Raw genomic sequence first — 26,215 nt, forward strand, 5'->3', positions numbered from 1 at the left:
TTCAGAGGTACGCCGCGAGCAGCTCCGCCTCGGCGCGGAGCTGCTCCGCCTTCTCGCCCGCGCCGTGGGACTCCAGGTCCGTCGCTGCGCTCAGCCGCTCGGTCTGCTCCGCGGAGATGATGCGCCGGACGTCGTCGTCGGTCAGGTCGCGTCTCGCGGCCTCGGTGGCGCCCGCACCGCTCGCGGCGCCGGCGATCGGTCCGTCGCTCGAGAGGGCGGCCTCTGCCACCGGTAGGGCCTCTGCATTGGCGATGGCCGACAGCGTCGAGCGGAGCACGGCTGTGGCCGCGGTGTCGCGGGCCTTGCGGGCGGACAGGAGGTCGGCTCGGAGTCGAGCCTGGAGGCCGGTCATGTGCCGGACCCTAGGGCTCGCCTCCGAGCCTGGGCAACCGGGTTTCCTGCGGCAAAACGCAGGTGGCGCCGTCCCCCGGAGGGAACGGCGCCACGTGGCGTACCAGCCGTGGTCAGTGGCTGAGAGGCTCCTCGATCGCCGAGTGGCGGTGATCGTCGAAGTCGTGACCGTCGACCTGGTGACCCTCGTGGGCGGCCAGCGCGTGGGCCTCGTGCTCGGCGTGGTGGTGTGCCTCGCTGAGCTCCTCGGGGGTCGGCTTGTCCACGTCGTGGTCGTAGTAGAAGGCGCGGAGCTTGGCGCGGAACGACTGCTTGCCGTTCTTCTTCAGCTCCGGCTCCTCGCCGGCCCGGCCGCGGTCGCGGACGGTCATGGCGTAGGCCTCGTCCTCGGGAAGCGGGAGGTGCTTCTCGTGGTAGGCGCCCTCCGGCGTACGGATGACCGTGCCGGTCTCGTAGCCGTGCAGCAGCTTCTCGTTGTCGTGACGCTGCAGCGAGATGCACCAACGACGCGTGATGATGAACGCCGCGATCGGACCCAGGAACACGAACGCCCGCAGGAAGTAGGTGATCTGGTTGATCGAGAGGTCGAACTTGATCGCGATGATGTCGTTGCCGCCCGCGGCCCAGAAGCCCGCGTAGAACGTCATCAGCGCGACGAACGTGGCGGTGCGGGTCGGAGCGTTGCGCGGGCGCTGGAGCAGGTGGTGCTCGCGCTTGTCGCCGGTGATCCAAGCCTCGATGAACGGGAGCATCAGCACGACCATCCAGGCCGCCATCGGCAGCACGATGACCGGGAAGAAGATGTTCCACGACCAGGTCGAGCCCCAGAAGTGCGACTCCCAGCCAGGCATGATGCGCAGCGCGCCGTCGGGCCAGCCCATGTACCAGTCAGGCTGCGAGCCGGCGGTGACCTTGGTCGGGTCGTAGGGACCGAACTTCCACACCGGGTTGAGCGAGAAGAAGGCACCGAGCAGGGCGGTCACACCGAAGGTGATGAAGAAGAAGCCGGTCATCTTGGAGATGTAGTTCGGCACCATCGGGTAGCCGACCACGTTCTTCTCGGTGCGGCCGGGTCCAGGCCACTGGGTGTGCTTGTGGTAGATCAGCAGGATCAGGTGGGCACCGATCAGCGCCAGCAGCAGCGCGGGGATCAGCAGCACGTGGATCGTGAACAGGCGCGGGATGATGTCATCGCCTGGGAACTCGCCTCCGAACAGGAAGAACGAGATGTACGTGCCCACGATCGGGATAGCCATCATGAACCCGTCCGCGGCCCGGATGCCGGTGCCGGAGAGCAGGTCGTCAGGCAGCGAGTAGCCGGTGAAGCCCTCGAGCGTGCCGAGGAGCAGCAACGTCGCGCCGATGACCCAGTTGATCTCACGCGGCTTGCGGTGCGCACCGGTGAAGAAGACGCGCATCATATGGATCATCATCGAGGCGATGAAGAGCATCGCGGCCCAGTGGTGGACCTGGCGCAGCAGCAGACCGCCGCGTACGTCGAAGGAGATGTCCAGCGTCGAGATCATTGCCTCGGACATCGGGATGCCGCGCAGCGGGGCGTAGGAGCCCTGGTAGACGACCTCGGCCATCGACGGCTTGAACCACAGGGTCAGGAAGACACCGGTGACCAGCAGGACCACGAAGCTCCACAGCGCGATCTCACCCAGCATGAACGACCAGTGGTCGGGGAAGATCTTGCGGGAGAGGAACTTGCTCAGGCCACCCAGGCCCAGGCGCTCGTCGGCCCAGTTGGCCGCCGCGCCCGCCTTGGTCGGCTTGCCTGCCGGGGCAGCGGGATCGGTGCCGTTACTGGCGGCAACCTTGGACGTGTCGGTGCTCACTGTCCGCCCTCCTTGTAGCCGTACTGCTCAGCATCGGCGGCGTGGTCCTTGGACCAGTCGTCGAAGATCTCGTCGATGTCGTAGGTGTTGCGCTCCCAGTAGCTGACGCCCACAGGCTCAGGGTAGTCGGAGAGGGCAACAAGGAAGCCGTCCGCGTCGACGCCCAGCGGCAGCTGGGGCAGGTGACGGCCGGCCGGACCGAAGATGACCTTGCCGTGGTCGGCGAGGTCGAAGGTCGACTGGTGGCACGGGCACAGCAGGTGGTGCGTGGTGCGCTCGTTCAGCGAGATCGGGCAACCGACGTGGGTGCAGATCTTGGAGTAGGCCACGATGCCGTTGACCGACCAGTTGCGGGTCACGTCGTTGGCGATGTCGTTGGGGTCCATCCGGAGCAGGATGGTCGCCGCCTTCGACTTGGCGATCTGCAGTGGTGCGCCGTGCAGGCTGCCGTCGAAGATCGTCGCCGGCTCGGCGTTGACCAGGTCACCGATCTCCAGGTCACCCGGGCGGATCGGGGTGCCGACCACGTCGCGTACGACCCGCACGCCGGCGTCCCAGACGGTGTGCTCGAGGCCGGCACCGGGGTAGGGCTGCTCCTCGGTGATCTGGGCGTTGGTCTGGCCCAGGTCCCTGAGGATGACGATCGCGGGCAGCCCCAGCAGGGCGGCCGAGCCGATCATCGCGTTGCGGATGAACGGGCGGCGAGCCATGCCGGACTCGTGGAGCGCGGCCTTGAGCTCGGCGACGGCGACCTCGCGGGTCGCGGGGGAGGAGGCGGCCGGGTGGCGGTCCTCCGCGTGCTCGATGTCGACGACGAGCTTGCGGGCCCACTGGATGACACCGATGCCGAGGAAGAGGAGCGCGAAGCCGAGGGCCGAGCCCAGTGCCAGGTTGGAGGCGCCGTAGCCCGCCCAGACGTCACCGTCGTAGCCGGGCTCGATGGTGAAGTAGGCGACCACGAACAGCACCGAGCAGAGCGCGGAGAGACCGAAGAAGAGGCTCACCTGACGCTCGGCGCGCTTCTCCGCCTTCGGGTCGACGTCGGTAGGACGCCAGTGATGCTCGTGCATGCCCGGGTCGGGCAGCAGCGCGTCCGTGTGCGCGTTGAGCTCGGGGTGCGAGTCGTCGTGCTTCTCGATCTCGCTGAGGTCGCTGCTCACTTGGCAGATCCCTTCTTGGTCTGGTTGGTGCGCGTGGTGTGCGAGGCGATCCACACTGCGAAGGCCACCAGGACGCCGAGACCGACGATCCAGGCGACGATGCCCTCGGTCACCGGACCGAGCGCGCCGTTGTTGAAGCCGCCGTAGTCGGGCTGGTCCCTCATCGACTCGACGTAGGAGATGACCGCCTTCTTCTCCTCCGGGCTGATGTTGCCGTCGGAGAAGGTGTCCATGGACTGCGGACCGGTCAGCATCGCCTCGTAGATGTGCTTCGGGTCGGTGTTGAGGATGCTCGGAGCCTCACCACCGCGCGGCATGGCGCCGCCGGCACCGGTGAAGTTGTGGCACGCGGTGCAGTTGGTCAGGAAGATCTGGCCACCGAGGGTGACCGCCTCCTCCTTCTCCTTCTCCGAGGCGTAGGTCTCCGGGTCGTACTGCTCCTCGTCCGGGATCGCCGGGCCGGGGCCGAGGCTGGCGACGTACGCGGCCATGGCGTCGATCTCGTCCTGGTTGAAGCTCGGGTCCTTGACCTCGACCTGCGCGCCGGGCTGAGCCATCGGCATCCGGCCGGTGCCGACCTGGAAGTCGACGGAGGCGGCACCGACACCGATCAGGGAGGGGCCGTAGAGCTTCCCGTTCTGGGTGGTGATGCCCTCACCGTTGGAGCCGTGGCAGGTGGAGCAGTTGATCATGAAGAGCTCTTTGCCCTCGGCGACGAGGGCGGCGTTGTCCTTCTCCTGCTCGGCCTGGGAGGCCGGGGCGAGAGCGGCGTACGCACCGCCGGTGCTCAACAGGGCGACCAGGAGCACGGCGGCACCGGCCAACGGGCGGCGACGGTGCCGCGACAGTCGACCGACGGAGCGGTTCAGTAGACGCACATTCAGTCCTTGGTCACTTGAGGAGGTAGATGGTCGCGAACAGGCCGATCCACACCACGTCGACGAAGTGCCAGTAGTAGGACACGACGATCGCGGAGACGGCCTGCTCGTGGGTGAAGCGCTTGGCGACGTAGGTCCGGCCGAGCACGAAGAGGAAGGCGATCAGACCGCCGGTGACGTGCAGGCCGTGGAAGCCGGTGGTCAGGTAGAAGACGGAGCCGTAGGGGTCGTCAGGACCGGTGATGCCCCGATTGAGGGCGATGCCTTCCTGGACCAGGGCCGCGTACTCCGTCGCCTGGCCGGCGATGAAGACCGCGCCCATGAGGTAGGTGAGGATGAACCACTCACGCAGACCCCACAGACGGATCGCGAGCAGGGAGCCCTTACGTCCGACCTGGCCGCGCTCGGCGGCGAAGACGCCGAACTGGCAGGTGAACGACGACAGCACGAGGATGGTCGTGTTGACCGCCGCGAACGGGATGTTGAGTCCCTCGGTGTTTGCCTCCCACACCTCGGGGCTGACCGCGCGGATCGTGAAGTAGGCCGCGAACAGCGCCGCGAAGAACATCAGCTCGCTTGCGAGCCAGATGATCGTCCCCACGCTGACCATGCTCGGACGGTCGTGATGCCCGTGCAGGCGGGCTGTTGGAAGAGTCGATACTGTCGCCACGCCCGCCATTATGTCCTGCCCCATTCCCAGAGTCTTCTTGGGACCCTGTGTGTCGTGTTCGAGGGTGCCTTCACAACCCTTGGACACCGCTCAGGTTCGGTGTGTGACATGTGGCCGTGGACCCTGGTGTTGGCGCTAGCATCGGGGTGTGACCGACACCACCTCGAATTCTTTGAAGATCCTCGTCTACAGCGACGACGTCGACGTACGCAAGCAGGTGATCCTCGCTCTCGGACGCCGCCCGCACCCCTCTCTTCCGGAGGTGGAGTACGTCGAGGTGGCGACTGAGCCGGCCGTGCGCGCGCAGCTCGACGCCGGTGGCCTGGCGCTGGCCGTGCTCGACGGGGAGGCCGCTCCGGCCGGTGGGCTGGGGATCGCCAAGGCGGTCAAGGACGAGGTGGCGGACGCTCCGCCGATCGTGGTCCTCATCGGTCGTCCTCAGGACGCGTGGCTCGCCACCTGGTCGCGTGCGGAGGCCACTGTCGCCCACCCGCTCGACCCGTTCGAGCTGGCCCGGACGGTCGTGGGACTGCTGCGGCCCGTTAACGTTGGCGCATGACGTCCGCCCCCAACTCCTGGCCCGAGGTCCTCACCACGCTGGTCGCGCGACGGTCCCTGTCCGCGCACCAGGCGGCGTGGGCGATGGGGGAGATCCTCTCCGGTGAGGCGACGAGCGCGCAGATCGCCGCCTTCGCGGTGGCGCTGCGCGCCAAGGGCGAGACCGTCGACGAGCTCGCCGGCGTCGCCGACGGGATGCTGGCCAAGGCCAACCCGATCTTCGTGCCCGGGCGCGTGCTCGACATCGTCGGCACCGGTGGTGACCGCTCGTTCTCGGTCAACATCTCCACGATGTCGGCGATCGTCGCGGCAGGGGCCGGCGCCAAGATCGTCAAGCACGGCAACCGGTCCGCCTCGTCCAAGTCGGGGTCGGCCGACGTGCTCGAGGCGCTCGGGATCCGGCTCGACCTCGATGTCTCGCGTGTCGGTGAGGTGGCCGAGGAGGCCGGGATCACCTTCCTGTTCGCCGCGGCGTTCCACCCCGCGATGCGTCACGCCGCCGCCGCGCGGCGTGAGATCGGCATCGCGACCGTCTTCAACCTGCTCGGCCCGCTGACCAACCCGGCGCGCCCCGCGTCCTCCGCGATCGGCTGCGCCGATGCCGCCGCCGCGCCGGTCATGGCCGGTGTCTTCGCCCGCCGAGGCGTCGATGCCTGGGTCTTCCGTGGCGACGACGGCCTGGACGAGCTGACCACCACGACGAGCTCCCACGTGTGGATGGTCTCGCAGGGCGTCGTGACCGAGGCGAGCGTCGAGCCGCTCGACCACGGCATCGCCCGTGCCACTGCTGAAGACCTGCGCGGTGACGACGCCGCCTACAACGCCTCCGTCGTCCGCCGTCTGCTGGCGGGGGAGAAGGGCGCCGTACGCGACGCCGTGCTGCTCAACGCCGGCGCCGCCCTCGCGGTGCACGACGCCGGTTCCGGCACTGTCGACGAGCGTCTCTCCGGCGGCATCGCCCGGGCCGCGGATGCCATCGACTCCGGGGCTGCGCAGGCTGTGCTCGACCGGTGGGTCGAAGCGACCTCGCGTTGATCTAGATGATCACGCGCCGAGTCGGCGGCACACGACGGGCTTGCGCCCGTTGCGGCCGTCAGTCCAGGCCGATGGAGAAGGCGGCTTCGAGGTCGACCTGGGAGTAGGTGCGGAAGGCGATGTGGGTCTCGGTCTCGAGCACGCCGGGGACCTTGTTGATCTTGTCGGCGACCACGGTGGCCACCTCCTCGTGGGCACGGACGCGCACCAGGGCGATCAGGTCGATCTGGCCGGTCACGGAGTAGACCTCGCTGACGCCGTCGATGGCGGCCACGGCCTCTGCCACCTCGGGGATCTGGGAGACCTCGGCATTGATGAAGACGATCGCTGTGATCACGCAGGTCACGTTAGCCGATCGGCCTAGAGGCTCGCTGCCCGCCGGCCCGCGCCACCGATCGGGCAGGTCCACTCACCCTCGATGTGGGCCAGGCGTACGCCCGGGGACTCCAGCCAGCGCAGCACCAGCTCGGTCTCCTCGGCGCTCGCGGCCGGCACCGGCCCGGGCGCGTCCAGGACCGTCTCCGCGCTGAGCTGGAGGTCGGCGACGTAGGCGTGCGCGTTGGCCTCGCGGGGGATCACCCCGGCCGCTGCGAGCCGCCCGTGACGAACGACGTGGACGGCCCAGCGGCCGTCGTCCTCGCGCCGGATCGCGGTCAGGTCGGGCAGCCGGGTCAGGCCGCTGAGTCGCTGGGTGCGCGCCGCGGCACGCAGATAGGAGGTGAGCCGGTCGCGGTGGACGGCCGCCTCTTCGAACCGCTCCTGCTCGGCCAGGCCGGTGAGCCGCTCGGTGATCGTCTCGACGACCTCGTCGGGCCGGTGGAGCAGCGACTCGCGGACCCGGGCCACCAAGGTCGCGTACGTCTCTGCAGGGACGCTCTGGTCGCACGGGCTCAGGCAGCGGTGGAGCTCGGCGAGGACGCACGGGGTCTTGCGTGGGAGCAGCGGGAGCCGGTCGGCGCACTGCCGGATCGGGAAGGTGTCGTGGAGCGCCTGGAGCGCCTTCTCGGCGACCTTCTTGGACCCGAACGGCCCGAGGTAGTCGGCGTCGTCGTCCAGCACCCGCTTGACCAGCGAGAGCCTCGGCCACGGCTCCTGGGTTAGCTTGACGAAGTGCATCTTCTCCGGCCGCCGTGAGCGGCGGTTGTAGGGCGGCTTGTGCTCGCCGATGAGTCGCAGCTCGCGCACCCCGGCCTCCAGCGCCGTGGCGCACTCGATGCCCTGCACGGTCGCCGCCAGCCCGACCATCTCGCCCATTCGGGAACGGGTCTCGGAGGCGGTGAAGTAGGTGCGTACGCGCGTGCGCAGATCCTTCGAGGTGCCGATGTAGAGCACCCGGTCCTGGCTGTCCTTGAACAGGTAGACGCCGGGCGCGTGCGGCAGGTCCTCGGCCAGGTGGCGCTTCTTGCGCTGGGCGGTGGTGACCTTGGCCGAGAACGCCGCCAGGTCCTCGAGGGTCAGCACGCCGAGGTTGCCGAGGCGCTCCATCATCCCGTGGAGGACGTCGACGGTCGCCCGGGCGTCCTGGAGCGCGCGGTGGTTGGGGGTCGTGGGGGAGCCGAAGACCCGGGCGAGCGAGCCGAGCTTGTGGTTGGGTGCCTCGTCGCGGGTGATCACCCGGCGGGCGATCTTCACCGTGTCGAGCACCTCGAAACGCGGCCACGGCCGCTCCTGCTTCGCAGCGAAATGCTTGAGGAACCCCACGTCGAAGGGGGCGTTGTGGGCGACCAGCACGCAGCCCTCGGCGAACTCGAGGAACGCCGGCAGCACCGACTCGATCGTCGGGGAGGAGGCGACCATCGAGTTGGTGATGCCGGTCAGGACGGCGATCGACGGCGGGATGCCGGTGTGCGGGTTGACCAGCGTCTGGAACTCGCCGAGCACCTCACCGCCGCGCACCTTCACCGCGCCGATCTCGGTGATCATGCCGCCGTTGTCGGGGCTGTTGCCGGTCGTCTCCAGGTCGACCACGCAGAAGGTGAGGTCGCGCAGCGGTCGGCCGAGCTCGTCGAAGCCGCGCTGCGCCTCCCAGCGGCCGGCGGTCTCCTGGTGCCGGCGTGCCACGGCTCGGGCGCGCAACTCCTTCCGCGCCTCACGAACCGCCGCACTGCTCATGTTCGAACACACTAGCGGGAGCCGCCGACAGTGTTGTTGGCGATTGCTTCGCAATTCGCGCAGCGCCTTCGCTTGATCCTCGTCTTCCTCCGCTTCGTTCGTCGCTGCGCTCCTCACTGCGCTGCGTCCAGACGAGGGGCGCTTCGGCGCTGGGTCGGATGCGATTGCTTCGCAATTCGCGCAGCGCCTTCGCTTGACCCTCGTCTTCCTCCGCTTCGTTCGTCGCTGCGCTCCTCACTGCGCTGCGTCCAGACGAGGGGCGCTTCGGCGCTGGGTCGTTGGCGATTGCTTCGCAGTTCGCGCGCAGTGCAGCGCGGTCAGCCCAGGAGCGGGGAGAGGGAGGAGAGGGGGACGGTGCGGGCGCCGGCGCGGCGTACGTCCTTGATGATCTCGGCGTCGTCGGTGGCGACGAGGACTATGCGGCCGGCGGGCTCGGCATCGACGAGGTCGCGGATGACGTCGTCGGCGATGACGCCCTCGGGGGAAAAGAGGACCTTGACGCCGCGGGGAGGCACGGCGGTGGGGCGTACGGATGCGGAGTGGGCGTCGAAGACGACGGTCGTCTCGGCGCCGGTGCGGGCCGCGATCGGGGCGATCGCGCGCAGCAGCCGCAGCCGCTGGGCATCGAGCGCGGAGTCGGGCCACAGGGCCTTGGAGACGTTGTAGCCGTCCACGATCAGCCGGACCCTGGGCATCGCCAGGAACTGCTCGAGGTGGGCGCTGCTGGTGACGCCGGCGCCCGCGGCGGCGTCGGCGGAGGCCAGCTCGGCCTCGACCCGCTCGCCCGGGGTGCCGGTGACCGGGGGCAGAGCGAGCTCGCGGCGGAGCCCTCCGGCCGCGTCGAGCAGGGTGTCGAGCAGGAACCGGGCCCGCAGCGAGGCGTCCTCGCGGTCCGTCTTCGAGGTGCGCCGCTCCGCGGCCGCCTCGCGCTCCAGCTTGTCGACCTGGCTGCGGAGCTGGCGCAGCTGCCGGTCGCGAGCGGCCAGCTCGTCCTGGGCACGGGCGAGCGCCTCGCGTGCCTCGGTCAGGGCCTCGTCCAGCCCGGTGCCGGCCTCGCGGGCGGCGGCGCGGGCCTCGCCGAGCTTGCGCCGCAGCGTGGTGTTGTCGGCCTTGAGCTCGTCGAGACGTGCCTTGCGGTCGGCGCGCACCTCACGGATCTCGTCCTCCGCGGCGGCGAGCTTGCCGCGCAGGCGCGCGACCTCGGCATCGACCGCCGGGACCGCGGCCGCGTCCAGCCGGTCCAGGGCCTCCTTGAGCGAGACCTCCCAGCCGTCGGGCCGGACGAGCCACACGACGGCGGCCGCCTCGGCCGGATCCTCGGGCAGGGTGAGGTCCTCGACCGAGCCCTCGGCGACGTACGCCGCGCGCAGCTGGCTCCCGACCTTCTCCCGCACCTCGTCGTCGGTCTCGAGCACCGAGGCGATCATCGCACCGCCGGCCTTGGCGCGCCGGGCAGGGGCGAAGTCGGCGATCCGCTTGAGCGCGGGCGGGAGGCGCACCACGTCGGGAAGCACCCCGGCCGTGAGCGCGACGATGCGTCCCCGGACCGTGTCGGGGAGCGTCGCGTACGCGGAGACCTCCATACGTCAAGTGTAGAGACCGGGCCGACGATCGCCGCGTCGAATACCGCGCTGCGATGGTGGTGACACGCCGCACGCAACCGTACGAAAGCAAAAATGTCGGTGGTCGGTGAGACCGTCGCAGCATGACGACGAGAATCGACTGTGACACCTGCCTCGTGCGCGGACTGGCGTGCCACGACTGCGTGGTCACCGTGCTGCTGGGCCCGCCCCCGGAGCTGACCATCGAGGACGAGGAGCGCCGGGCGCTCGACGTGCTCGCCGATGGTGGGCTGGTCCCGCCGCTGCGGATGGTGGAAGGGATGTAGCCGAACTTTTGGGCGTGGGTGGTTGGCAGGTGGGGGATCCGGTCGGCTAATGTGCGCAGGAACTTGGCGCTCGTGGGAGTGAGTCAACCGACTCACGCGAGTGTCGCGCTTAGTCCAGGCCCGCTTCGGGGCGGGCCAGGAGCCGGGGAACCACACCGGTCGTACGCCGCAACACGGAGTGCGATCACCTGGGGTGCATCCGCCGCAAGGGCGATCTGGGGGACCAGGTCGAGGAGCGGTGGTAGGGCAGGTCGTGCCTGAACCCGTCAGCTCACCCGGTAGGCGTTCAACGACTACACAAGGAGACCGTCCGCTCGTGACACGCGACCGGAAGCGACTCATTGCCGGAGCAGCCGGCATCGCCGCCATCGGTGTCGCCGGGATCATTCCCGCCGCGACCCCCGCCCAGGCCGAACCAGACATCGACGACGTTCGCAAGAAGGTCGACAAGCTCTACACGCAGGCCGAGGCGGCCAACGAGGACTACAGCAACGCCAAGCTGCGGCTGCAGGACCTCAAGGACCAGCTCGAGGACCTCAACGCCGACGAGAAGCGCCAGAGCAAGGAGCTCGACAAGATCCGCGCCGAGCTCCGCGACTCCGTGCTGCGGCAGTTCGAGGGCTCCGACGTCTCTGCCGTCGGCCAGGTGATCACCTCCGAGGACCCGCAGGAGTTCCTCGCCGGTCTCGCCACCGTCTCGTCCTACAACGCGCTGCAGTCCGACCTGCTGGCCCGCTACAACACCGAGGCCGAGGCCCTCCAGGTGCGTCGCGAGGCGACCGAGGACGCCAAGGACCAGATGGCCAAGGTCAAGACGACCATGCAGCAGAAGAAGAGCGAGATCGACGAGAAGTTCGAGGCGGCCCAGGCCGAGCTCGACGAGCTCGAGGCCGATGAGCTGGAGGCCATCCAGTCCACCGACACCAGCATCCCGTCCAACCTGCCGCCGCCCTCGGGCCGCGCCAAGGTGGCCGTGGACTACGCCCTCGCCCAGGTCGGCGACGCCTACGTCTACGGTGCCACCGGCACCGAGTCGTGGGACTGCTCCGGCCTCACCATGGGTGCCTGGGGCCAGGCCGGCGTCTCGCTGCCGCACTCCTCCTCGGCGCAGTACAGCAGCGGTCCCCAGGTCTCGCGCGACCAGCTCGCTCCCGGTGACCTGGTCTTCTTCTACAGCCCGATCAGCCACGTCGGCCTCTACATCGGCAACGGCCAGATGGTGCACGCGTCCAACCCGAGCACCGGTGTGAAGGTCTCGCCGATCGACGAGATGCCCTACACCGGCGCCGTCCGCCCGGGCTGAGTTGACCCAGGACCCCGAAGAGGCCGATCGTTCGCAGGTGCGAACGGTCGGCTCTCCTCTTTCCCGCCTCCAGGCCCGCCCCGCCCTCATCGGGGCCGTGCTGGTGCTGGTGATGCTGCTCGCCGGGTTCGTCGGGTGGCGGCTCACCGGCGGCGGCGAGTACGTCGCGCCCACTCCGACCACCGGGCCGGTGGTTCGCGCCGACACCGCGGGCGCGCGGGCCTCGCTGGAGCAGCTGGTCACCGGCGTACGTGAGGGGGCGGAGCCCGACGGCGAGGACACCGCCTCGGTCGCGGTGCGCAACGCGAACGCCATCGGCCTCGAGGACGTCACCGCGAGGTACATCGCCGAGGCGGGCAACGTGGCGCAGGACGGCTCCTTCACGGCCGATGTGGAGATGTCGTGGCGCACCCCGGGCGACCCGGCGCTGACCGAGGAGCTCAGGGTCGGCTTCGACGCCGACGGGGCGATCACCGGCTTCTCGGCGTCCCAGGGCACCCGGATGCCGTTGTGGCTGAGCGGTCCCGTCGAGGTGCGCCGCAGCGGCTCGAGCCTCGTGATCGTGCAAGCCTCGGCCGCGGTCGCCGACCGCTACGCCGAGCTGGCCGCCGCCGCGGTCACCCAGGTCCGCAAGGTGATCCCCTGGGACGAGCCCCGCCTGGTTCTCGAGGTGCCCACGACCGGCCTCGACTCCGCGCTGGGCGCCGAACAGGGCACCTACACCGCCGTCGCCGCCGTGACCGCGACCGTCGACGGGTCCACGAAGGCCGAGACACCCCTGCACGTGTGGGTCAACCAGGGCGTCATCGGCGACCTGGACGCGCCCGGCGCTCAGGTGGTCATCACCCACGAGGCCACGCACGCGGCCACCGACGCGGCAACCAACACCCGCCGGCCGATGTGGCTCACCGAGGGCTTCGCCGACTACGTCGCGCTGCGTGACACCAAGCTCCCGTTGAGCAAGACCGCCGGCCAGATCCTGGCCCAGGTCCGCGAGAACGGCGCCCCCGACCACCTGCCGGGCAAAGCCGAGTTCAACACCCGCTCGGAGCGCTTCGGAGCCGAGTACGAGGCCGCCTGGCTGGCCTGCGAGGTGCTCGCCGAGGCCGGCGGCGAGCAGGCTCTGGTCGACCTCTACGAGGAGACCGGCCGCGGCATCCCGCTGGAGAAGGCGCTCCAGGCGAGCTTCGGCTTCGGAACAGACGAGCTGACCGCCCGCTGGCGGGCCCGTCTGTCACACTCTGCGTCGTGATCAGCACGCGGCGTACGTCCTGGGTGGTTCTCGTCCTCGGCGCGGTGGCATTCGTGGTGCTCGCGTGGGTGTTGATCCCGTGGCATCCCTACCCGGGCGGCCCGCTCGACCTGCCCGACGAGCGCGACGTTTTCACTCCCGAGGAGCTGGAGCGGATGCTGGCCTACTCCGGCACCGCGCGCTGGCTCAGCCGGGCCTCGCTCGTCGTCTCCCTGGTGATCGCCTGCGTGCTCGGGTTCACCTCGCTCGGACGGCGCCTGGTGGCTCGGCTGCGCGGACCGTGGCTGCTCCGGGTCGTGCTCGCGGTCGCCGTGGTCACGCTCCTCGGCTGGATCGTGACGTTGCCGTTCGGGGTGGCGCTCCACCGTCTGCAGGTGCGCTACGGGCTCTCCCGGCAGGCGTGGACGCCCTGGTTGACGGACTCGCTGCTCAACCAGGTCGTCGGTGTCCTGATCACATCCCTGGCGCTGCTCGCGCTCTTCGCCTGCATCCGCCTCGGCCGGCGTTGGTGGCCGGCCCTCGCCGCCGGCGCGGTCGCGGCCCTGGTGGTGCTCGGCTCGTTCGTCTACCCGGTCGTCATCGAGCCGCTGTTCAACGACTTCGAGCCGCTGCCGCGCGGCCAGCTCCGCACCGACGTGATGGCGATCGCCGAGCGTGAGGGCGTCGATCTCGACGATGTCCTGGTGGTCGATGCCTCCCGGCGGACGACCTCGCTCAACGCGTACGTCACCGGTTTCGGCTCCACCCGCCGGGTCGTCCTCTACGACAACCTCGTCGACTCGCAGCGAGGCGCGGCGGCGCGTGGGGCGGTGCTCTCCGTCGTTGCCCACGAGCTCGCCCATGCCAAGCACGACGACGTCCTGGTCGGGACCGTGATCGGCGCCGCCGGGGCGGTCACCGGCGTCGGTCTGCTGGGCCTGCTGCTCTCCTACCGTCGCCCGGAGGAGTACGCCACCCCCGAAGGCATCCCGATGCTGCTGGCGGTCTTCGCGCTCGCGAGCGTGCTGGCGATGCCCGTGCAGAACGGGCTCAGCCGGCAGGTCGAGGCCCGCGCCGATGTCGACGCGCTCCGCGCCACCGGTGACCTGAAGTCGTTCACGCGGCTGCAGCACTCCCTCGGCGTACGCTCGCTCTCCGACCCGTCGCCGCAGGCCTGGTCGCACTGGTGGTTCGGGTCTCACCCGACGACCCTGCAGCGGATTGCGATCGCTCATCGGGTGCTGGACTGAGATAAGGCCGAGTCGGCGCATCCGACCCCTCTGGCTCGCTTCGCTTCGCCAGGCACGGGGTCAGATGCGCCGACTCGGCGCCACAGGAACAGCTTTTACTTTGCGTAGAGCGCGTCGACCTCGTGGCTGAACTCGCGCATGACCACGTTGCGCTTGAGCTTGAGGCTGGGGGTGAGCTGGCCACCCTCCTCGGTCCAGGAGTCGGGGATGATCACGAACTTGCGGATCGACTCGGCCTTCGAGACCGCCTTGTTGGCGTCGTCGACGGCGCCCTGGATGACGGCGCGCAGGTCCTCGTCCTCGACGAGATCCTCGATGCGGCCGGACTTGCCGTTGGCCTCGGCCCAGGTGGGCAGGGCCTCGGGGTCGATGGTGACGATGGCGCCGATGAACGGCTGGCCGTCGCCGACGACGATGCACTGGTCGACGAGCACGTGGGCGCGGAGGCGGTCCTCGAGGACGGCCGGCGCGACGTTCTTGCCGCCGGCCGTGACCAGGATCTCCTTCTTGCGGCCGGTGATCTTGACGAAGCCCTCGTCGTCGACCTCGCCGAGGTCGCCGGAGTGGAACCAGCCGTCGCCGGTCTTGGCCTCGGCGGTGGCGTCGGGGTTCTGCCAGTACTCCTTGAGCACCTGGCCGCCCTTGAAGAGCAGCTCGCCGTCGTCGGCGACGCGCACCGAGGTGCCGGGGATCGGTCGGCCGACCGTGCCGATCTTGAGCGCCTCGGGCAGGTTGACGGTGAGGGCGCCGGTCGTCTCGGTGAGGCCGTAGCCCTCCAGGACGGTGACGCCGATGCCTCGGTAGAAGTGGCCGAGGCGGTCGCCGAGCGGAGCACCGCCGGAGACGGCGTAGGAGCAGTTGCCGCCGAGCGCGGCGAGCAGCTTGCCGTAGACCAGCTTGGAGAACAGCTTGTGCTTGGCCGCGAGGAGCAGCGGCGCCTTGCCGGTCTCGGTGGCCCGGGAGTAGTTGATGGCGACCTCGGTCGCCATGTCGAAGATGCGGCCCTTGCCGTCGGCGACGGCCTTCTGCGAGGCGGTGTTGTAGACCTTCTCGAACACCCGCGGCACGGCCAGCACGAAGGTCGGCTGGAAGGTGCCGAGGTCGGCGACGAGGTTCTTGATGTCGGGGGTGTGGCCCAGCCGGGTGCGGGACTTGATGCAGCCGACCTGGATGATCCGCGCGAAGACGTGCGCGAGCGGCAGGAACAGCAGCGTGCTGCGGCCCTCGATGCTGAACAGGCCGTCGAGCGAGTCGACCACGACGCCGAGCTCGAACATGAAGTTGCCGTGGGTGAGCACGCAGCCCTTGGGCCGTCCGGTGGTGCCGGAGGTGTAGATCAGGGTCGCGGCGTCGTCGGGGGTGACCGCGCTGCGGCGGGCCTCGAGCTGCTCGTCGGTGATGTCGGTGCCGAGCTTGACCAGCAGGTCCACGGCGTTGTCGTTGATCGACCAGACGTTGTTGAGTTCGGTGCAGCTCGCACGGACCTCGCTGATCCGGCTCATGTGGCCGGCGTCCTCGGCGACGACCGCCACGGTGGCGGAGTCCCGGAGGATCCACTCGATCTGCTCGGCCGAGGAGGTCTCGTAGATCGGCACCGTCGTCGCGCCGGCGAACCAGATCGCGTAGTCGACCAGCGTCCACTCATAGCGCGTCTTGGAGAGCAGCGCCACCCGGTCCCCAGCACCGACGCCCGCCGCGATCAGGCCCTTGGCGACCGCCGAGACCTCGGCGAGGAACTCCGCGGAGGTCACGTCGACCCAGGTGCCGTCAGGGCCCGGGCGGCTGAGGACAGCCGCATCGGGCGCCTCGGCGGCGTTACGCACGACGTCGTCGCTCAGGTTGCCGGTGGGGGGAACAACGTACGTCGCGGGCGTGGAGAACTCGCGCACAAGGGCCTCCGCATACTGATGGTAGGTGGGTACGAACCGGAGGTTACCCCCGTCACAGCCCGACCATTTCACCGGGATGCTATCCGGTACGCTCCTAGCCACCTAGCAAGTCAGGGAGTGAGGACACCACCGATGGCCGATCAGACCACCTCGACGATCGTGATCGAGGCCGCGCCCTCGGCAGTGATGGCGGTGATCGCGGACTTCAAGTCCTATCCGGCGTGGGCCAAGGGCATGCAGGAGGTCAACGTCATCGAGACCGGCGTCGACGGGCGGGCCGAGCAGGTCCGCTTCGTGCTCGACGTCGCGCCGATCAAGGACGAATACACCCTGGCCTACGACTGGGACGGCGACCGCCAGGTGACCTGGTCGCTGGTGAAGGGCAACCTGCTGCGCTCGATGGACGGCGCCTATGTCCTGCGTGACCTCGGTGGCCGCACCGAGGTCACCTACCGGCTCGCGCTCGACCTGAGCATCCCGCTGATCGGCATGCTCAAGCGCAAGGGCGAGAAGGTCCTGATCGACACCGCCCTGCGAGGCCTCAAGCAGCGGGTGGAGAAGTAGGACATGCCTTCGTGAGAATCCTTCTCTTCACCGGCAAGGGCGGCGTCGGCAAGTCGACCGTCTCGGCCGGCACCGCGGCGATGTCCGCGGCCCGTGGGCTGCGCACGCTGGTCCTGTCGACCGACGCCGCCCACTCCCTGGGCGATGCCTTCGGGGTCGGTGCTGCGCTCGGCTCGGAGCCGGTCGAGGTCACCCAGCACCTCTGGGTCCAGCACGTCGACGCTCAGCGTCGCTTCGAGCAGTCGTGGGCGGAGGTGCAGGGCTATCTGCTGAGCGTCCTGGACACCATCGGGGTCGACCGGATCGCGGCCGAGGAGCTGACCGTCATCCCCGGTGCCGAGGAGGTCTTCGCGCTCCTGGAGCTGCGCCGGATGGCCGTGTCGGGGGAGTGGGACACGATCGTGGTCGACTGCGCCCCGACCGCCGAGACGCTGCGCCTGCTCGCCCTTCCCGAAGCCCTGGGCTGGTATCTGGAGCGCATCCTCCCGGTCCAGCGCAAGATGGTGAAGGCGCTCAAGCCCGTGCTCACCAAGGCTGCCGGGGTGCCGATGCCCGGCGACTCCGTCTTCGACGCGCTCGTCCGGCTCCACGACGAGCTCGCCGACGTCCGCGCCCTGCTGGCGGGCCCCGAGGCGTCCGTACGCATCGTGCTGACCCCCGAGCGGGTCGTGCTCGCCGAGGCCCGACGGTCCTGGACGACGCTCTCCCTCTACGGCTACCGCGTCGACGGTGTCGTCGCCAACCGGATCTTCCCGGCCGGCGGCTCCGACGACTGGCGGGCCGGCTGGGTCAAGGCCCAGGACGACGTGCTCGGCGACATCGGCGCCTCCTTCGAGGGGCTGCCGGTCTGGCGCTCGTTCTACCGGCCCTCCGAGCCCGTGGGCGTCGAGGATCTGCGTGAGGTCGCCGAAGCCGCGTACGCATGGACCGGCAGCGTCGACCCGCTGGCCGTCCCCGACACACCGGCGCCGTTCCGGACCGCGAGCGACGACGACGGCGAGACGACCGTGGTCCACCTGGCCCTGCCCGGGCTGACCCAGTGGGTCGAGCGCGACCAGGTCCAGCTGGGCCGCAACGGCGACGAGCTGGCGATCACCGTGGGGGCCTACCGGCGTCTGCTGACCCTTCCCACCGCACTCGCCCGTCTGCGCGTCAGCGGGGCGCGCGTCGAGGGTGGGGAGCTGCGAGTAACGTTTTCTCGGCAGACGACGAACATCGAGAGCGAGTAATCGTGAGCGAGCAGCGCCACGAGTGGGCCGACGAGCCGCTGGGGTCGACCGCCGAGGAGCTCGGCCGGCTGATGGAGGCCATCGGCGAGTGGGCCAAGGACTCCCGGATCGGCCACCTCGCCGAAGGGCTCGGAGACCATCTCGGAACGGGGGCACCGGAGTGCACCTACTGCCCGCTGTGCCGTACCGTTCATGTCCTCCGGGAGTCGAGCCCGGAGGTCAAGGTGCATCTGGCCAGCGCTGCCGCATCGTTGATGCAGGCCGCGGCCACGGTGCTCAACGCGGCGGCCACGAGTCCGGGTGCTGGCCCTAGTGAAGGCGAGGATGCTCACAGTGATGGCGTGCGGGCTGAGGAAGATGCGACCCGGGACTGGGCGCGACGCTCGGAAAAGGTCCAACGGATCGATCTCGACGGCTGGAGCTGAGGCATGACGACGAAGAAGCTGGCCTGCGGTGTCGACGTGGGCGGCACCAAGATCCTCGGCGGCGTCGTCGACCACGACGGCAACATCATCGAGGACCACCGGGTCGAGTCGCCGGCGAAGAGCCCGGAGGCCATCGAGGCCGCCATCGTGGAGGTGGTCCAGGAGCTCAAGACCAAGCACCCGATCGAGTGCGTCGGCATCGGCGCCGCGGGCTACATCGACAAGGGCCGGTCGACGGTTCTGTTCGCCCCCAACATCGCCTGGCGCGACGTGCCGCTCAAGGAGCGCCTGGAGAAGGTCCTCGAGCTGCCGGTCGTGATCGAGAACGACGCCAACGCGGCCGCGTGGGGCGAGTTCGAGTACGGCGCGGGGGCCGAGGTCGACAACATGATGCTGGTGACTGTCGGCACCGGTGTCGGCGGCGGCCTGGTGCTCGAGGGCGACCTCTACCGCGGTGCCTTCGGCGTCGGCGCCGAGATCGGCCATATGCGGGTCGTGCCCAACGGCCACCTGTGCGGCTGCGGCAACCGCGGCTGCTGGGAGCAGTACGCCTCGGGGTCGGCCCTGGTGCGCAACGTCCGCGCCGCGGCGCGCGGCGGGTCGCTGCTGGCCCGCGAGGTCCTGGACCGCGCCGAGGGTGACCTCGACAAGATCAAGGGCCCGCTGATCACCGAGGCGGCCCGTGACGGCGACGCCTTCGCGATCGAGGCGCTGACCGACCTCGGCATCTGGCTGGGCGAGGGGATCGCCTCGATCGCCGCGGTGCTCGACCCGGCTGTGGTGGCCATCGGCGGCGGCGTGGCCGAGGCAGATGACCTGCTCCTCGGGCCCGCTCGGCGTGCCTTCCTGGCGCAGCTGACCGGCCGCGGCCACCGTCCGATGCTCGACATCCGCAAGGCGACGCTGGGCAATGAGGCAGGCCTGATCGGCGCGGCCGACCTGGCCCGCAGGTGAGCCTGCACATCGGTGTCGACATCGGCGGCACCAAGGTGCTCGCGGCCGAGGTCTCGCCGGCCGGTGACGTGCTCCGCACCGCTCACCGCAGCACCCCGGGGCGCCGGGTCGAGCTCGAGCTGGTGGAGGATGCCCTGACCGACGCGGTCACCGAGGTGGCCGCCGGCCGGCCCGTCGCCGGGGTGGGGCTGGCCGCCGCCGGGTTCGTCGACGCGGCGGGAGAGCGGGTGATGTTCGCCCCGCATCTTCCCTGGCGCGGAGAGCCGACCCTGAGCCGGCTGTCCTCGCGCTGGGGCACCCGGGTGGCGCTCGACAACGACGCCAACTGTGCCGCCCTGGCCGAGCTGGAGCTCGGTGCCGCCCGCGGCGTCGACTCAGCCCTGCTCATCACGCTCGGCACCGGCATCGGCGGCGCGGTGATCCTGGACGGCAAGGTCGTGCGCGGTCGCAACGGCATGGCCGGGGAGTTCGGCCACATGCAGGTCGTGCCCGGCGGGCTGCCCTGCGAGTGCGGTCTCACCGGCTGCTGGGAGCAGTACTCCTCCGGCAACGCGCTGGTCGCCTTCGTGCGCGCCAGGGTGGAGACCGAGGAGCACGCCGGTGGCCCGCTCGACGAGCTGGCCGCGGGCGACCCGCTCAAGATCACCGGCCCGGCGGTCACCGCCGCCGCGGCCGACGGCGATGCGCTCGCGCTGGCTGCGTACGAGTCGGTGGGGTCGTGGCTGGGGGTCGGGCTGGCCGGCCTGGTGGCCGCCTTCGACCCCGAGCTCCTGGTCGTCGGCGGGGGAGTCTCGACCGCGGGCGACCTGCTGCTGGCGCCCGCCCGCACGGCCCTGGAGGCCTCGCTCGTCGGTCGCCTCCACCGCGAGGTGCCGCCGATCGTGGCGACCGCATTCGGCGCCGAGGCAGGGGTTGTCGGGGCGAGCATCCTGGCCCGCCGACTCACCTCCGGCCAGAGCTAGACGCGCGCGCCGTCGTCCCAGGGATCGCGGGGCTCGGACGGCATCGTCACCAGCAGGTAGACGAACCCGGCGATGAACGCCGTGACCAGCCCGCCGATGACCCAGCTGCTGAAGTGGCGGTCGGTGATCTGGGTGACCACGATCAGCACCAGCACGGCGACCGGTGCGCCGAGCACGCCGATCCAGGCCAGCAGGCGCGCCGGGGTCGGCTTCGGCAGCGGCGGCGGAGGCGGTGGGACGTAGCCCTCCTCGTCGTCGCGCCACATGTCCTCGTAGGGGTCCGGCTCGTCGACCGGCTCGACGATGTCGATCTTCTTCTCGAAGAGACCACGGGAGACGGGCTCCTCTTCGAGGGCGGGCCGGTCGCCGTAGTTCTCGACGATCTCGCGCCAGGCTTCCTCGTCCGACGACGGCCCGTCTGCAGGCACGGAGGCGTCGTCGGAGGCCCCGGTCGTGTCCTCGGGCCGGTCGTCTCGCTCGCTCACTCTTCCAGCCTAGCCGGATCTCATGACAGGGTGCGCGAGTACAAGTACCTGTCTCGTTATAGGCTCATCGGTCGAAGGCAATTTGGGAAGGCGATGGGGTGTCGACGAAGCTCTTCTACTCGTTCTTGAAGTGGGTCGCTGTCGGACCTCTGCTCCGGGCTGTTTTCCGCCCGACCTGGGAGGGTGTCGAGAACATCCCGCGCAAGGGCCCGGCGATCCTGGCCGGCAACCACCTCTCCTACGCCGACTGGCTCTTCATGCCGCTGGGCTCACCGCGGATGGTGCGGTTCGTGGCGAAGGCGGAGTACTTCACCGGCACGGGCGTGAAGGGTTTCCTGCAGCGTACGTTCTTCAGCGGCACCGGCAACGTGCCGATCGACCGGTCGGGGGCGACCGCGGCCGAGGGTGCCCTGATCGCCGCGAAGCGGGTGCTCGGCGACGGCGAGCTCTTCGGAATCTATCCCGAGGGCACGCGTTCCCACGACGGCAAGCTCTACCGGGGCCGCACCGGCATCGCCCGGCTGGCTCTGGACACCGGCGCTCCGGTGATCCCGGTCGCGGTGATCGGCACCGACGTGATCGCGCCCCCGGGCAAGAAGCTCGGCAAGATCGTCCGGCCGCGGATCGTCTTCGGCAAGCCGCTCGACTTCTCGCGCTACGAGGGCATGGCCAACGACCGCTACATCCTGCGCGCGATCACCGACGAGATCGTCTACGAGATCCTGAAGCTGTCCGGCCAGGAGTACGTCGACATGTACGCCACCGACGCCAAGAAGCTGGCCGACGGCGAGAAGCCGGCCAAGAAGCCCGGGAAGAAGAACTCCGCGCGGCCGACCAAGGACGTAGCCTGACGATCCACTCGTCCCACCCGTTCCCGACGCCGGAGGATCCGGTACGCCGGTGGCGCGGTCGTCTCGGCGGCCGGGTGTCGCTGTGGACCTCAGGGGCGGCCGGGCTCACGGTCTCCTCGCTGATGATGGCCAACGGGGCGCCCGGCGCCGTGCTCGGTCTGCTCGACCCCGACTCGGACCTGCGTGACGAGCTCGAGGAGACCGGCGTCGGGGTCGTGTCGCTGCTCCACTGGCGCCATCGCGACCTCGCCGAGGCGTTCGGAGGCACCGCGCCCGCTCCCGGCGGCGCGTTCCGGCTGGGGTCGTGGGAGACGACCGACTTCGGCCGCCGCCTCGCCGATGCCCCGACCTGGGCCGGCGTACGCCTGGTCTCGATGACGGAAATCGGCTGGTCAGTCCTGGCGACGTGCGAGATCGTGTCGCTCGAGGTCGGTGACGACGCCGACCCGCTGGTCCACCGGCACGGGAGGTACGAACGGTGATCGACGGCTACCTGCGACGGCTCGGCCTCGAGGGACGGCCGGAGGCGACGTACGAGACGCTCGTCGACCTTCATCACCGCCATCTCGACACGCTTCCCTACGACAACCTCTCGATCATGCTCGCCGCCATCGGTGCGGTGGGCGCGCCGGACTCCGTGGATCCGGTGGAGACGCTGGAGCGGGTCGCCGCCGGTGGCAACGCCGGCTACTGCTTCCACCACAACGGCCTGGTCTCGTCGGTCCTGGAGGAGCTGGGGTTCGACGTCGTACGCCGCCCCGGCCAGCTGATCGAGACGACCGGTCCGAGCGGTGAGCTGGACCATCTCGCCTTCGAGGTCCGTGGGCTGCCGACGGCGGACAACCCTGGCGGGCGGTGGTGGCCCGATCTGGGTTTCGGCGACGCCTTCCGGGAGCCGCTGCCGCTGGTCGACGGGCACTTCCGGCAGAACGGGTTCGTCTACCGGCTGGTGCGGGTAGGGGAGGACGGCTGGACGTTCCACCACGATCCTGCTGGCTCCTTCCACGGCAACCTGATCCGCGGCGTGGTGGACCTGGACGAGGTCGCGGTGCGGCATCCGGCGCTCTCGACGCCGCCGGGCCCCTATACGAGCAAGCTGGTCGTGCAGCGTCGCGATGCCACCGGGGCCGACACGGTCCGTTCCATCCGCTACAGCCGGATCGGTGAGGGTGCGACCGCACGAGACCTGCGTGACTTCGCCGAGTGGACGGCGGCCCTGGAGGGTCTTGGTGTCTCGTTCGCCGGGGTCGAGGAGGACGCGCTGCGCGAACTCCACAAGCGACAGGCCGCCGACTACGACGAGTGGTTGCTGACGCGGTAGTCGGCGACGTGCTGAGATGGCGGACATGAGCGACGACGCACCTGCCCCCGAGCTGCTCGACGTCGCGGCCGAGCTCTACGGGCTGCCGCTGGGCGACTTCACCCCTGAGCGCGACGCCAGTGCCAAGGGGCTGAAGGGCACGCCGCTCGCAGGCCCCGTCAAGGCGTTGAAGAAGCCGTCGACGGCGGCATGGGTGGTCAACCTGCTGGTGCGCTACGAGACCGAGCAGGTGGAGCAGGTGATCTCGGTCGGTGCCCTGCTGCGCGAGGCGCAGACCGGGATGGACGCCGCCCAGCTGCGTGAGCTCACCAAGCAGCGGCGGCAGCTGACCGCGGCGGTGACGACCCGCGCCCGCGGCCTCGCGCGCGAGCACGGTCTGCGGGTGACGGAGGCGGTGGCGACCCAGGTCGAGGCGACGCTGACCGCGGCGATGATCGACGAGTCCGCCGCCCAGGCCGTACGCAGCGGCCTGCTCGTCTCCGCGCTGTCGGCCACCGGCGTCGACGCCGTGGACGCGGCGTCCGTCGTCGCCCTCCCGGACGCGTTGGGCTTCGAGGTCCCCGAGGTCGTCCCGCCGCCTCCCGAGCCGCTGCGGGCCGTCCCGGACCTGCCCGACACCGCGGCGCTCGACGAGGCACGCGAGGCGCTCGAGGAGGCGGAGTCCGCCCTGTCCGGTGCCGAGGCTCATCGGGACAAGGCCGCCGCGGCGTTCAAGGACGTCGAGGCGAGGTCGCTCCAGGTGAAGTCCGAGATCGAGGACCTACGCCGCCGCCTGGCCGACCTGGAGGAGACAGCGCTCGAGGTCGAGGACGAGCTCACGGAGGCCGAGGAGGAGCGTGAGTCCGCCGAGGCCGCGGTCTCGGAGGCCGCTGCCACGCGGGACTCGGCAGCGGCCGAGGTCGAGCGTCTCAGCGGTTAGGCCCGTTCCGCCACGGGTCAGATGTCCTTGCGCATCCGGACCAGCGGGACCGGGGCGCCGCCGCGGTCGTCCTCGATCCGTTCGATCGCTTGGAAGCCGTACGCCTGGTACAGAGGTTCGCCCGACAGGGTGCCCATCAGCTCGAGGGTGGTGAAGCCTTCGGCCGCGGCTGCTTCCTCGCAGAGTTCCAGGATCAGCCGGCCGACGCCGCGTCGGGCGAAGGCGGGGTTGGTGTACATCGCTCGCACCCTGGCTGGATCATTCGCCGGGTCCAGCAAGGTGGGCTCGCGGCCGGGAGTGTGGTCGCCGCCGTAGAGCGTCGCCCTCCGGCTCCAGCCACCACAGCCGGCGATCCGGTCGCCCTCCTCGACCACGAAGTAGGTGCCGTCCTCGATCAGCTGGGTGTCGATGCCCATCACCATCCTGCTCGAGGCGATCTGGGCTTCGGTCAGGAAAGCCTTCTGGAGCTCCGCGATCGAGGTGTTCATGATCGCGTTCAGGGCGGGGATGTCGTCAGCTGTTGCTACACGGTGGGTGAAGGGCACGGGGCGAGCCTGCCAGGTGCTGTCGAGGAGCGCTTCGCTAAAGCAGGATTCCTGTGTGAGGAATGTCACCTGAATCTGCCGTGATCGCTTGACGCTATAAAACGATGTCGATAACGTTTTCGATCGAGTTCGCGCGAGCTCTGAGGTACCACCGACCACCGTTCAATCGAGAGAACAGGATCGATGATGACCCGAGTTCGAGTCAGACCCGTGGGTGCCCGGCTGGCCAGAGGTGCCGCCGTCGCCGCCACACTGATCGCCAGTGGCATCGCCGTCGTCGCCGTGGCCGCTCCGGCCCAGGCAGACGGCTCCACCCTGCAGGCCGCGGCCGCCGAGTCCGGCCGCTACTTCGGTACCGCGATCGCGGCCAGCCGGATGTCGGATTCGCAGTACACGACCATCGCGAACCGCGAGTTCAACATGATCACCGCCGAGAACGAGATGAAGATGGACGCGACCGAGCCGTCGCAGAACCAGTTCAGCTTCTCCGCCGGAGACCAGATCGCCAACTGGGCCATCCAGAACGGCAAGCGAGTCCGTGGGCACGCGCTGGCCTGGCACTCGCAGCAGCCGGGCTGGATGCAGAACATGGAGGGCAGCTCGCTTCGCAACGCGATGCTCAACCACATCGCCGGCGTCGCGGGCCACTACCGGGGCAAGATCTACGCCTGGGACGTCGTGAACGAGGCCTTCGAGGACGGCACCTCGGGGGCTCGCCGCAACTCCAACCTGCAGCGCACCGGCAACGACTGGATCGAGGCCGCCTTCCGTGCTGCCCGCTCCGCCGACCCCAACGCGAAGCTCTGCTACAACGACTACAACACCGACAACTGGAGCCACGCGAAGACGCAGGCCGTCTACAACATGGTCCGCGACTTCAAGTCGCGCGGCGTACCCATCGACTGCGTCGGATTCCAGGCCCACTTCAACTCCGGCAACCCGGTGCCGAGCAACTATCACGTCACCCTGCAGAACTTCGCCGACTTGGGCGTCGACGTGCAGATCACCGAGCTCGACATCGCCGGCTCCGGCACCTCGCAGGCCGAGCAGTTCCGCGGTGTCACCCAGGCCTGCATGGCGGTCACCCGCTGCACCGGCATCACGGTCTGGGGCGTACGGGACACCGACTCGTGGCGCGCCTCGGACACCCCGCTGCTCTTCGACGGCTCCGGCAACAAGAAGCTCGCCTATGGCTACGTCCTCGACCAGCTCAACACTGCCGATGGTGGGAGCACCACGCCGCCGGCGGGTAGTTGCACAGTGACCGTGACCCGGACCGAATCGTGGGGCGATCGGTTCAACACGGTCTTCGCCGTCAGCGGGACCAACAACTGGGTCGTGAGGATCAGCATCGGGTCGGGGCAGAGTCTGCAGAACTCGTGGAACGCCACTGTCTCCGGGACCTCGGGGACTCTCACTGCCACGCCGAACGGCAACGGCAACCAGTTCGGGATCACGCTCTACTCGGGCGGGAACACCTCGACTCCGACTGCTAGCTGTACGGCGGTCTGATCGTGAAGGGGCGGGGCCTTGGTCGTGGGTTTGCGGCCGGGGCCCCGCTCGGCTGTTCGTTGGGCTGCTGGCTTCGCTGGTCGAGCCGCGGCACACCGGTGGTCGAGCTTGTCGAGACCACCCGTGAGGAAACCTCGCTAGGTACTGTTTCTTCGTTTCAGGGTTCGCCGCCGACCCGTTCTTTGAGTGTTTCTCGATCGGGCACCGCGTCAAGGACGGGCTTCGCCCGCCGCTTCGCGGTGGCCTTCGGCCATCCTTGACCCGGCACCCGATCGAGAAAGA

Annotated in this window: 27 protein-coding genes and 1 riboswitch; of the genes, 16 read left to right on the forward strand and 11 right to left on the reverse strand. The window is 69.7% G+C overall.

What is annotated here, in order from left to right; genetic code table 11:
* Nucleotide 1: 1 nt before the first annotated feature.
* From ACFVDI_RS22210 to ACFVDI_RS22230, 5 genes are all read right to left on the reverse strand, one after another.
* On the reverse strand, nucleotides 2-352 hold the full coding sequence (locus ACFVDI_RS22210) for a hypothetical protein (RefSeq protein WP_378910293.1): 351 nt from the start codon (nucleotides 350-352) through the stop codon (nucleotides 2-4).
* A 112-nt stretch (nucleotides 353-464) separates the two neighbouring features.
* Nucleotides 465-2,192: a cytochrome bc complex cytochrome b subunit gene (locus ACFVDI_RS22215; RefSeq protein WP_378910295.1), complete on the reverse strand. Its 1,728-nt coding sequence runs from the start codon at nucleotides 2,190-2,192 to the stop codon at nucleotides 465-467.
* Nucleotides 2,189-3,352: a Rieske 2Fe-2S domain-containing protein gene (locus ACFVDI_RS22220; protein ID WP_378910298.1), complete on the reverse strand. Its 1,164-nt coding sequence runs from the start codon at nucleotides 3,350-3,352 to the stop codon at nucleotides 2,189-2,191. The genes ACFVDI_RS22215 and ACFVDI_RS22220 overlap by 4 nt, the downstream gene beginning before the upstream one ends.
* Entirely contained in the window at nucleotides 3,349-4,230 is an 882-nt protein-coding gene (locus ACFVDI_RS22225) for a c-type cytochrome (RefSeq protein ID WP_378910302.1), read from the reverse strand. The genes ACFVDI_RS22220 and ACFVDI_RS22225 overlap by 4 nt, the downstream gene beginning before the upstream one ends.
* A 13-nt stretch (nucleotides 4,231-4,243) precedes the next feature.
* Nucleotides 4,244-4,909, reverse strand: a complete 666-nt coding sequence (locus ACFVDI_RS22230; protein ID WP_328531600.1) for a heme-copper oxidase subunit III — start codon at nucleotides 4,907-4,909, stop codon at nucleotides 4,244-4,246.
* Nucleotides 4,910-5,048: 139 nt separating this feature from the next.
* Here ACFVDI_RS22230 and ACFVDI_RS22235 point away from each other — a divergent pair, with 139 nt between their 5' ends.
* The gene (locus tag ACFVDI_RS22235; RefSeq protein ID WP_378910304.1) at nucleotides 5,049-5,459 is read left to right on the forward strand and encodes a hypothetical protein; all 411 of its coding nucleotides are present in this window, start codon (nucleotides 5,049-5,051) and stop codon (nucleotides 5,457-5,459) included.
* On the forward strand, nucleotides 5,456-6,493 hold the full coding sequence (gene trpD, locus ACFVDI_RS22240) for an anthranilate phosphoribosyltransferase (RefSeq protein ID WP_378910306.1): 1,038 nt from the start codon (nucleotides 5,456-5,458) through the stop codon (nucleotides 6,491-6,493). The genes ACFVDI_RS22235 and trpD overlap by 4 nt, the downstream gene beginning before the upstream one ends.
* A 58-nt stretch (nucleotides 6,494-6,551) precedes the next feature.
* On the opposite strand, the gene ACFVDI_RS22245 is transcribed toward trpD, so the two are convergent.
* From ACFVDI_RS22245 to ACFVDI_RS22255, 3 genes are all read right to left on the reverse strand, one after another.
* On the reverse strand, nucleotides 6,552-6,830 hold the full coding sequence (locus ACFVDI_RS22245) for an Lrp/AsnC ligand binding domain-containing protein (RefSeq protein WP_328531597.1): 279 nt from the start codon (nucleotides 6,828-6,830) through the stop codon (nucleotides 6,552-6,554).
* 23 nt (nucleotides 6,831-6,853) lie between these two features.
* Nucleotides 6,854-8,605, reverse strand: coding sequence for a DEDD exonuclease domain-containing protein (locus ACFVDI_RS22250; RefSeq protein WP_378910310.1), 1,752 nt, complete (start codon nucleotides 8,603-8,605; stop codon nucleotides 6,854-6,856).
* A gap of 317 nt (nucleotides 8,606-8,922) precedes the next feature.
* On the reverse strand, nucleotides 8,923-10,188 hold the full coding sequence (locus ACFVDI_RS22255; RefSeq protein ID WP_378910314.1) for an NYN domain-containing protein: 1,266 nt from the start codon (nucleotides 10,186-10,188) through the stop codon (nucleotides 8,923-8,925).
* A gap of 122 nt (nucleotides 10,189-10,310) precedes the next feature.
* Between ACFVDI_RS22255 and ACFVDI_RS22260 the strand changes: the two genes are divergently transcribed.
* The 4 genes from ACFVDI_RS22260 to ACFVDI_RS22275 all read left to right on the forward strand — a co-directional run bounded on the left by ACFVDI_RS22260 (nucleotide 10,311) and on the right by ACFVDI_RS22275 (nucleotide 14,277).
* Entirely contained in the window at nucleotides 10,311-10,493 is a 183-nt protein-coding gene (locus ACFVDI_RS22260) for a hypothetical protein (RefSeq protein ID WP_378880029.1), read from the forward strand.
* 96 nt (nucleotides 10,494-10,589) lie between these two features.
* Nucleotides 10,590-10,794: riboswitch (cyclic di-AMP (ydaO/yuaA leader) on the forward strand.
* 15 nt (nucleotides 10,795-10,809) lie between these two features.
* Nucleotides 10,810-11,796, forward strand: a complete 987-nt coding sequence (locus tag ACFVDI_RS22265; RefSeq protein ID WP_378910317.1) for an NlpC/P60 family protein — start codon at nucleotides 10,810-10,812, stop codon at nucleotides 11,794-11,796.
* A 37-nt stretch (nucleotides 11,797-11,833) separates the two neighbouring features.
* Nucleotides 11,834-13,048 carry a hypothetical protein gene (locus ACFVDI_RS22270; protein WP_378910319.1) on the forward strand — a complete coding sequence of 405 codons (1,215 nt, stop codon included), beginning with the start codon at nucleotides 11,834-11,836 and terminating at the stop codon, nucleotides 13,046-13,048.
* The gene (locus ACFVDI_RS22275) at nucleotides 13,045-14,277 is read left to right on the forward strand and encodes a M48 family metalloprotease (protein ID WP_378910321.1); all 1,233 of its coding nucleotides are present in this window, start codon (nucleotides 13,045-13,047) and stop codon (nucleotides 14,275-14,277) included. The genes ACFVDI_RS22270 and ACFVDI_RS22275 overlap by 4 nt, the downstream gene beginning before the upstream one ends.
* 95 nt (nucleotides 14,278-14,372) lie before the next feature.
* On the opposite strand, the gene ACFVDI_RS22280 is transcribed toward ACFVDI_RS22275, so the two are convergent.
* On the reverse strand, nucleotides 14,373-16,166 hold the full coding sequence (locus tag ACFVDI_RS22280) for an AMP-dependent synthetase/ligase (RefSeq protein WP_378910323.1): 1,794 nt from the start codon (nucleotides 16,164-16,166) through the stop codon (nucleotides 14,373-14,375).
* 132 nt (nucleotides 16,167-16,298) lie between these two features.
* Between ACFVDI_RS22280 and ACFVDI_RS22285 the strand changes: the two genes are divergently transcribed.
* From ACFVDI_RS22285 to ACFVDI_RS22305, 5 genes are read left to right on the forward strand one after another with little or no spacing between them, the layout of a single operon-like run.
* A complete protein-coding gene (locus ACFVDI_RS22285) occupies nucleotides 16,299-16,730 on the forward strand; it encodes an SRPBCC family protein (RefSeq protein ID WP_378910326.1) in 432 nt (143 codons plus the stop codon).
* Nucleotides 16,731-16,741: 11 nt separating this feature from the next.
* Nucleotides 16,742-17,959, forward strand: a complete 1,218-nt coding sequence (locus tag ACFVDI_RS22290) for an ArsA family ATPase (RefSeq protein WP_378910328.1) — start codon at nucleotides 16,742-16,744, stop codon at nucleotides 17,957-17,959.
* Between the two features lie 2 nt (nucleotides 17,960-17,961).
* The gene (locus ACFVDI_RS22295) at nucleotides 17,962-18,384 is read left to right on the forward strand and encodes a hypothetical protein (RefSeq protein WP_378910331.1); all 423 of its coding nucleotides are present in this window, start codon (nucleotides 17,962-17,964) and stop codon (nucleotides 18,382-18,384) included.
* 3 nt (nucleotides 18,385-18,387) lie between these two features.
* A complete protein-coding gene (locus ACFVDI_RS22300) occupies nucleotides 18,388-19,338 on the forward strand; it encodes an ROK family glucokinase (protein WP_378910335.1) in 951 nt (316 codons plus the stop codon).
* On the forward strand, nucleotides 19,335-20,300 hold the full coding sequence (locus tag ACFVDI_RS22305) for an ROK family protein (protein ID WP_378910338.1): 966 nt from the start codon (nucleotides 19,335-19,337) through the stop codon (nucleotides 20,298-20,300). Before ACFVDI_RS22300 ends, ACFVDI_RS22305 begins: the two co-directional genes overlap by 4 nt.
* Here ACFVDI_RS22305 and ACFVDI_RS22310 read toward each other — a convergent pair.
* Entirely contained in the window at nucleotides 20,297-20,785 is a 489-nt protein-coding gene (locus ACFVDI_RS22310) for a hypothetical protein (protein ID WP_378910341.1), read from the reverse strand. The two genes, ACFVDI_RS22305 and ACFVDI_RS22310, sit on opposite strands and share 4 nt — an antisense overlap.
* 98 nt (nucleotides 20,786-20,883) lie before the next feature.
* Between ACFVDI_RS22310 and ACFVDI_RS22315 the strand changes: the two genes are divergently transcribed.
* From ACFVDI_RS22315 to ACFVDI_RS22330, 4 genes are read left to right on the forward strand one after another with little or no spacing between them, the layout of a single operon-like run.
* Complete coding sequence (locus tag ACFVDI_RS22315) at nucleotides 20,884-21,636, forward strand: lysophospholipid acyltransferase family protein (protein WP_378910344.1); 753 nt, start codon at nucleotides 20,884-20,886, stop codon at nucleotides 21,634-21,636.
* Nucleotides 21,637-21,638: 2 nt separating this feature from the next.
* Complete coding sequence (locus ACFVDI_RS22320; RefSeq protein ID WP_378910359.1) at nucleotides 21,639-22,118, forward strand: flavin reductase family protein; 480 nt, start codon at nucleotides 21,639-21,641, stop codon at nucleotides 22,116-22,118.
* Nucleotides 22,115-22,957, forward strand: coding sequence for an arylamine N-acetyltransferase (locus ACFVDI_RS22325; RefSeq protein WP_378910347.1), 843 nt, complete (start codon nucleotides 22,115-22,117; stop codon nucleotides 22,955-22,957). Before ACFVDI_RS22320 ends, ACFVDI_RS22325 begins: the two co-directional genes overlap by 4 nt.
* Before the next feature lie 25 nt (nucleotides 22,958-22,982).
* Nucleotides 22,983-23,876, forward strand: coding sequence for a hypothetical protein (locus tag ACFVDI_RS22330; protein WP_378910350.1), 894 nt, complete (start codon nucleotides 22,983-22,985; stop codon nucleotides 23,874-23,876).
* Between the two features lie 17 nt (nucleotides 23,877-23,893).
* Here the strand turns inward: ACFVDI_RS22330 and ACFVDI_RS22335 are convergent, their stop codons facing one another.
* Nucleotides 23,894-24,421 (reverse strand): GNAT family N-acetyltransferase, encoded by a 528-nt coding sequence (locus ACFVDI_RS22335; protein ID WP_378910353.1) that lies wholly within the window; start codon nucleotides 24,419-24,421, stop codon nucleotides 23,894-23,896.
* A 186-nt stretch (nucleotides 24,422-24,607) separates the two neighbouring features.
* On the opposite strand from ACFVDI_RS22335, the gene ACFVDI_RS22340 reads away from it, so the two are divergent.
* Nucleotides 24,608-25,933 (forward strand): endo-1,4-beta-xylanase, encoded by a 1,326-nt coding sequence (locus tag ACFVDI_RS22340; RefSeq protein WP_378910356.1) that lies wholly within the window; start codon nucleotides 24,608-24,610, stop codon nucleotides 25,931-25,933.
* Nucleotides 25,934-26,215: the final 282 nt, after the last annotated feature.

This window comes from Nocardioides sp. NPDC057767 (genome assembly GCF_042798275.1).
Lineage (GTDB): Bacteria > Actinomycetota > Actinomycetes > Propionibacteriales > Nocardioidaceae > Nocardioides.

Coding starts and splice junctions, on each gene's coding strand:
- ACFVDI_RS22210 (WP_378910293.1), bottom strand. CDS start 352: ATGACCGGCCTCCAGGCTCGACTCCGAGCCGACCTCCTGTCCGCCCGC.
- ACFVDI_RS22230 (WP_328531600.1), bottom strand. CDS start 4,909: ATGGCGGGCGTGGCGACAGTATCGACTCTTCCAACAGCCCGCCTGCAC.
- trpD (WP_378910306.1), top strand. CDS start 5,456: ATGACGTCCGCCCCCAACTCCTGGCCCGAGGTCCTCACCACGCTGGTC.
- ACFVDI_RS22250 (WP_378910310.1), bottom strand. CDS start 8,605: ATGAGCAGTGCGGCGGTTCGTGAGGCGCGGAAGGAGTTGCGCGCCCGA.
- ACFVDI_RS22255 (WP_378910314.1), bottom strand. CDS start 10,188: ATGGAGGTCTCCGCGTACGCGACGCTCCCCGACACGGTCCGGGGACGC.
- ACFVDI_RS22260 (WP_378880029.1), top strand. CDS start 10,311: ATGACGACGAGAATCGACTGTGACACCTGCCTCGTGCGCGGACTGGCG.
- ACFVDI_RS22285 (WP_378910326.1), top strand. CDS start 16,299: ATGGCCGATCAGACCACCTCGACGATCGTGATCGAGGCCGCGCCCTCG.
- ACFVDI_RS22300 (WP_378910335.1), top strand. CDS start 18,388: ATGACGACGAAGAAGCTGGCCTGCGGTGTCGACGTGGGCGGCACCAAG.
- ACFVDI_RS22330 (WP_378910350.1), top strand. CDS start 22,983: ATGAGCGACGACGCACCTGCCCCCGAGCTGCTCGACGTCGCGGCCGAG.
- ACFVDI_RS22340 (WP_378910356.1), top strand. CDS start 24,608: ATGACCCGAGTTCGAGTCAGACCCGTGGGTGCCCGGCTGGCCAGAGGT.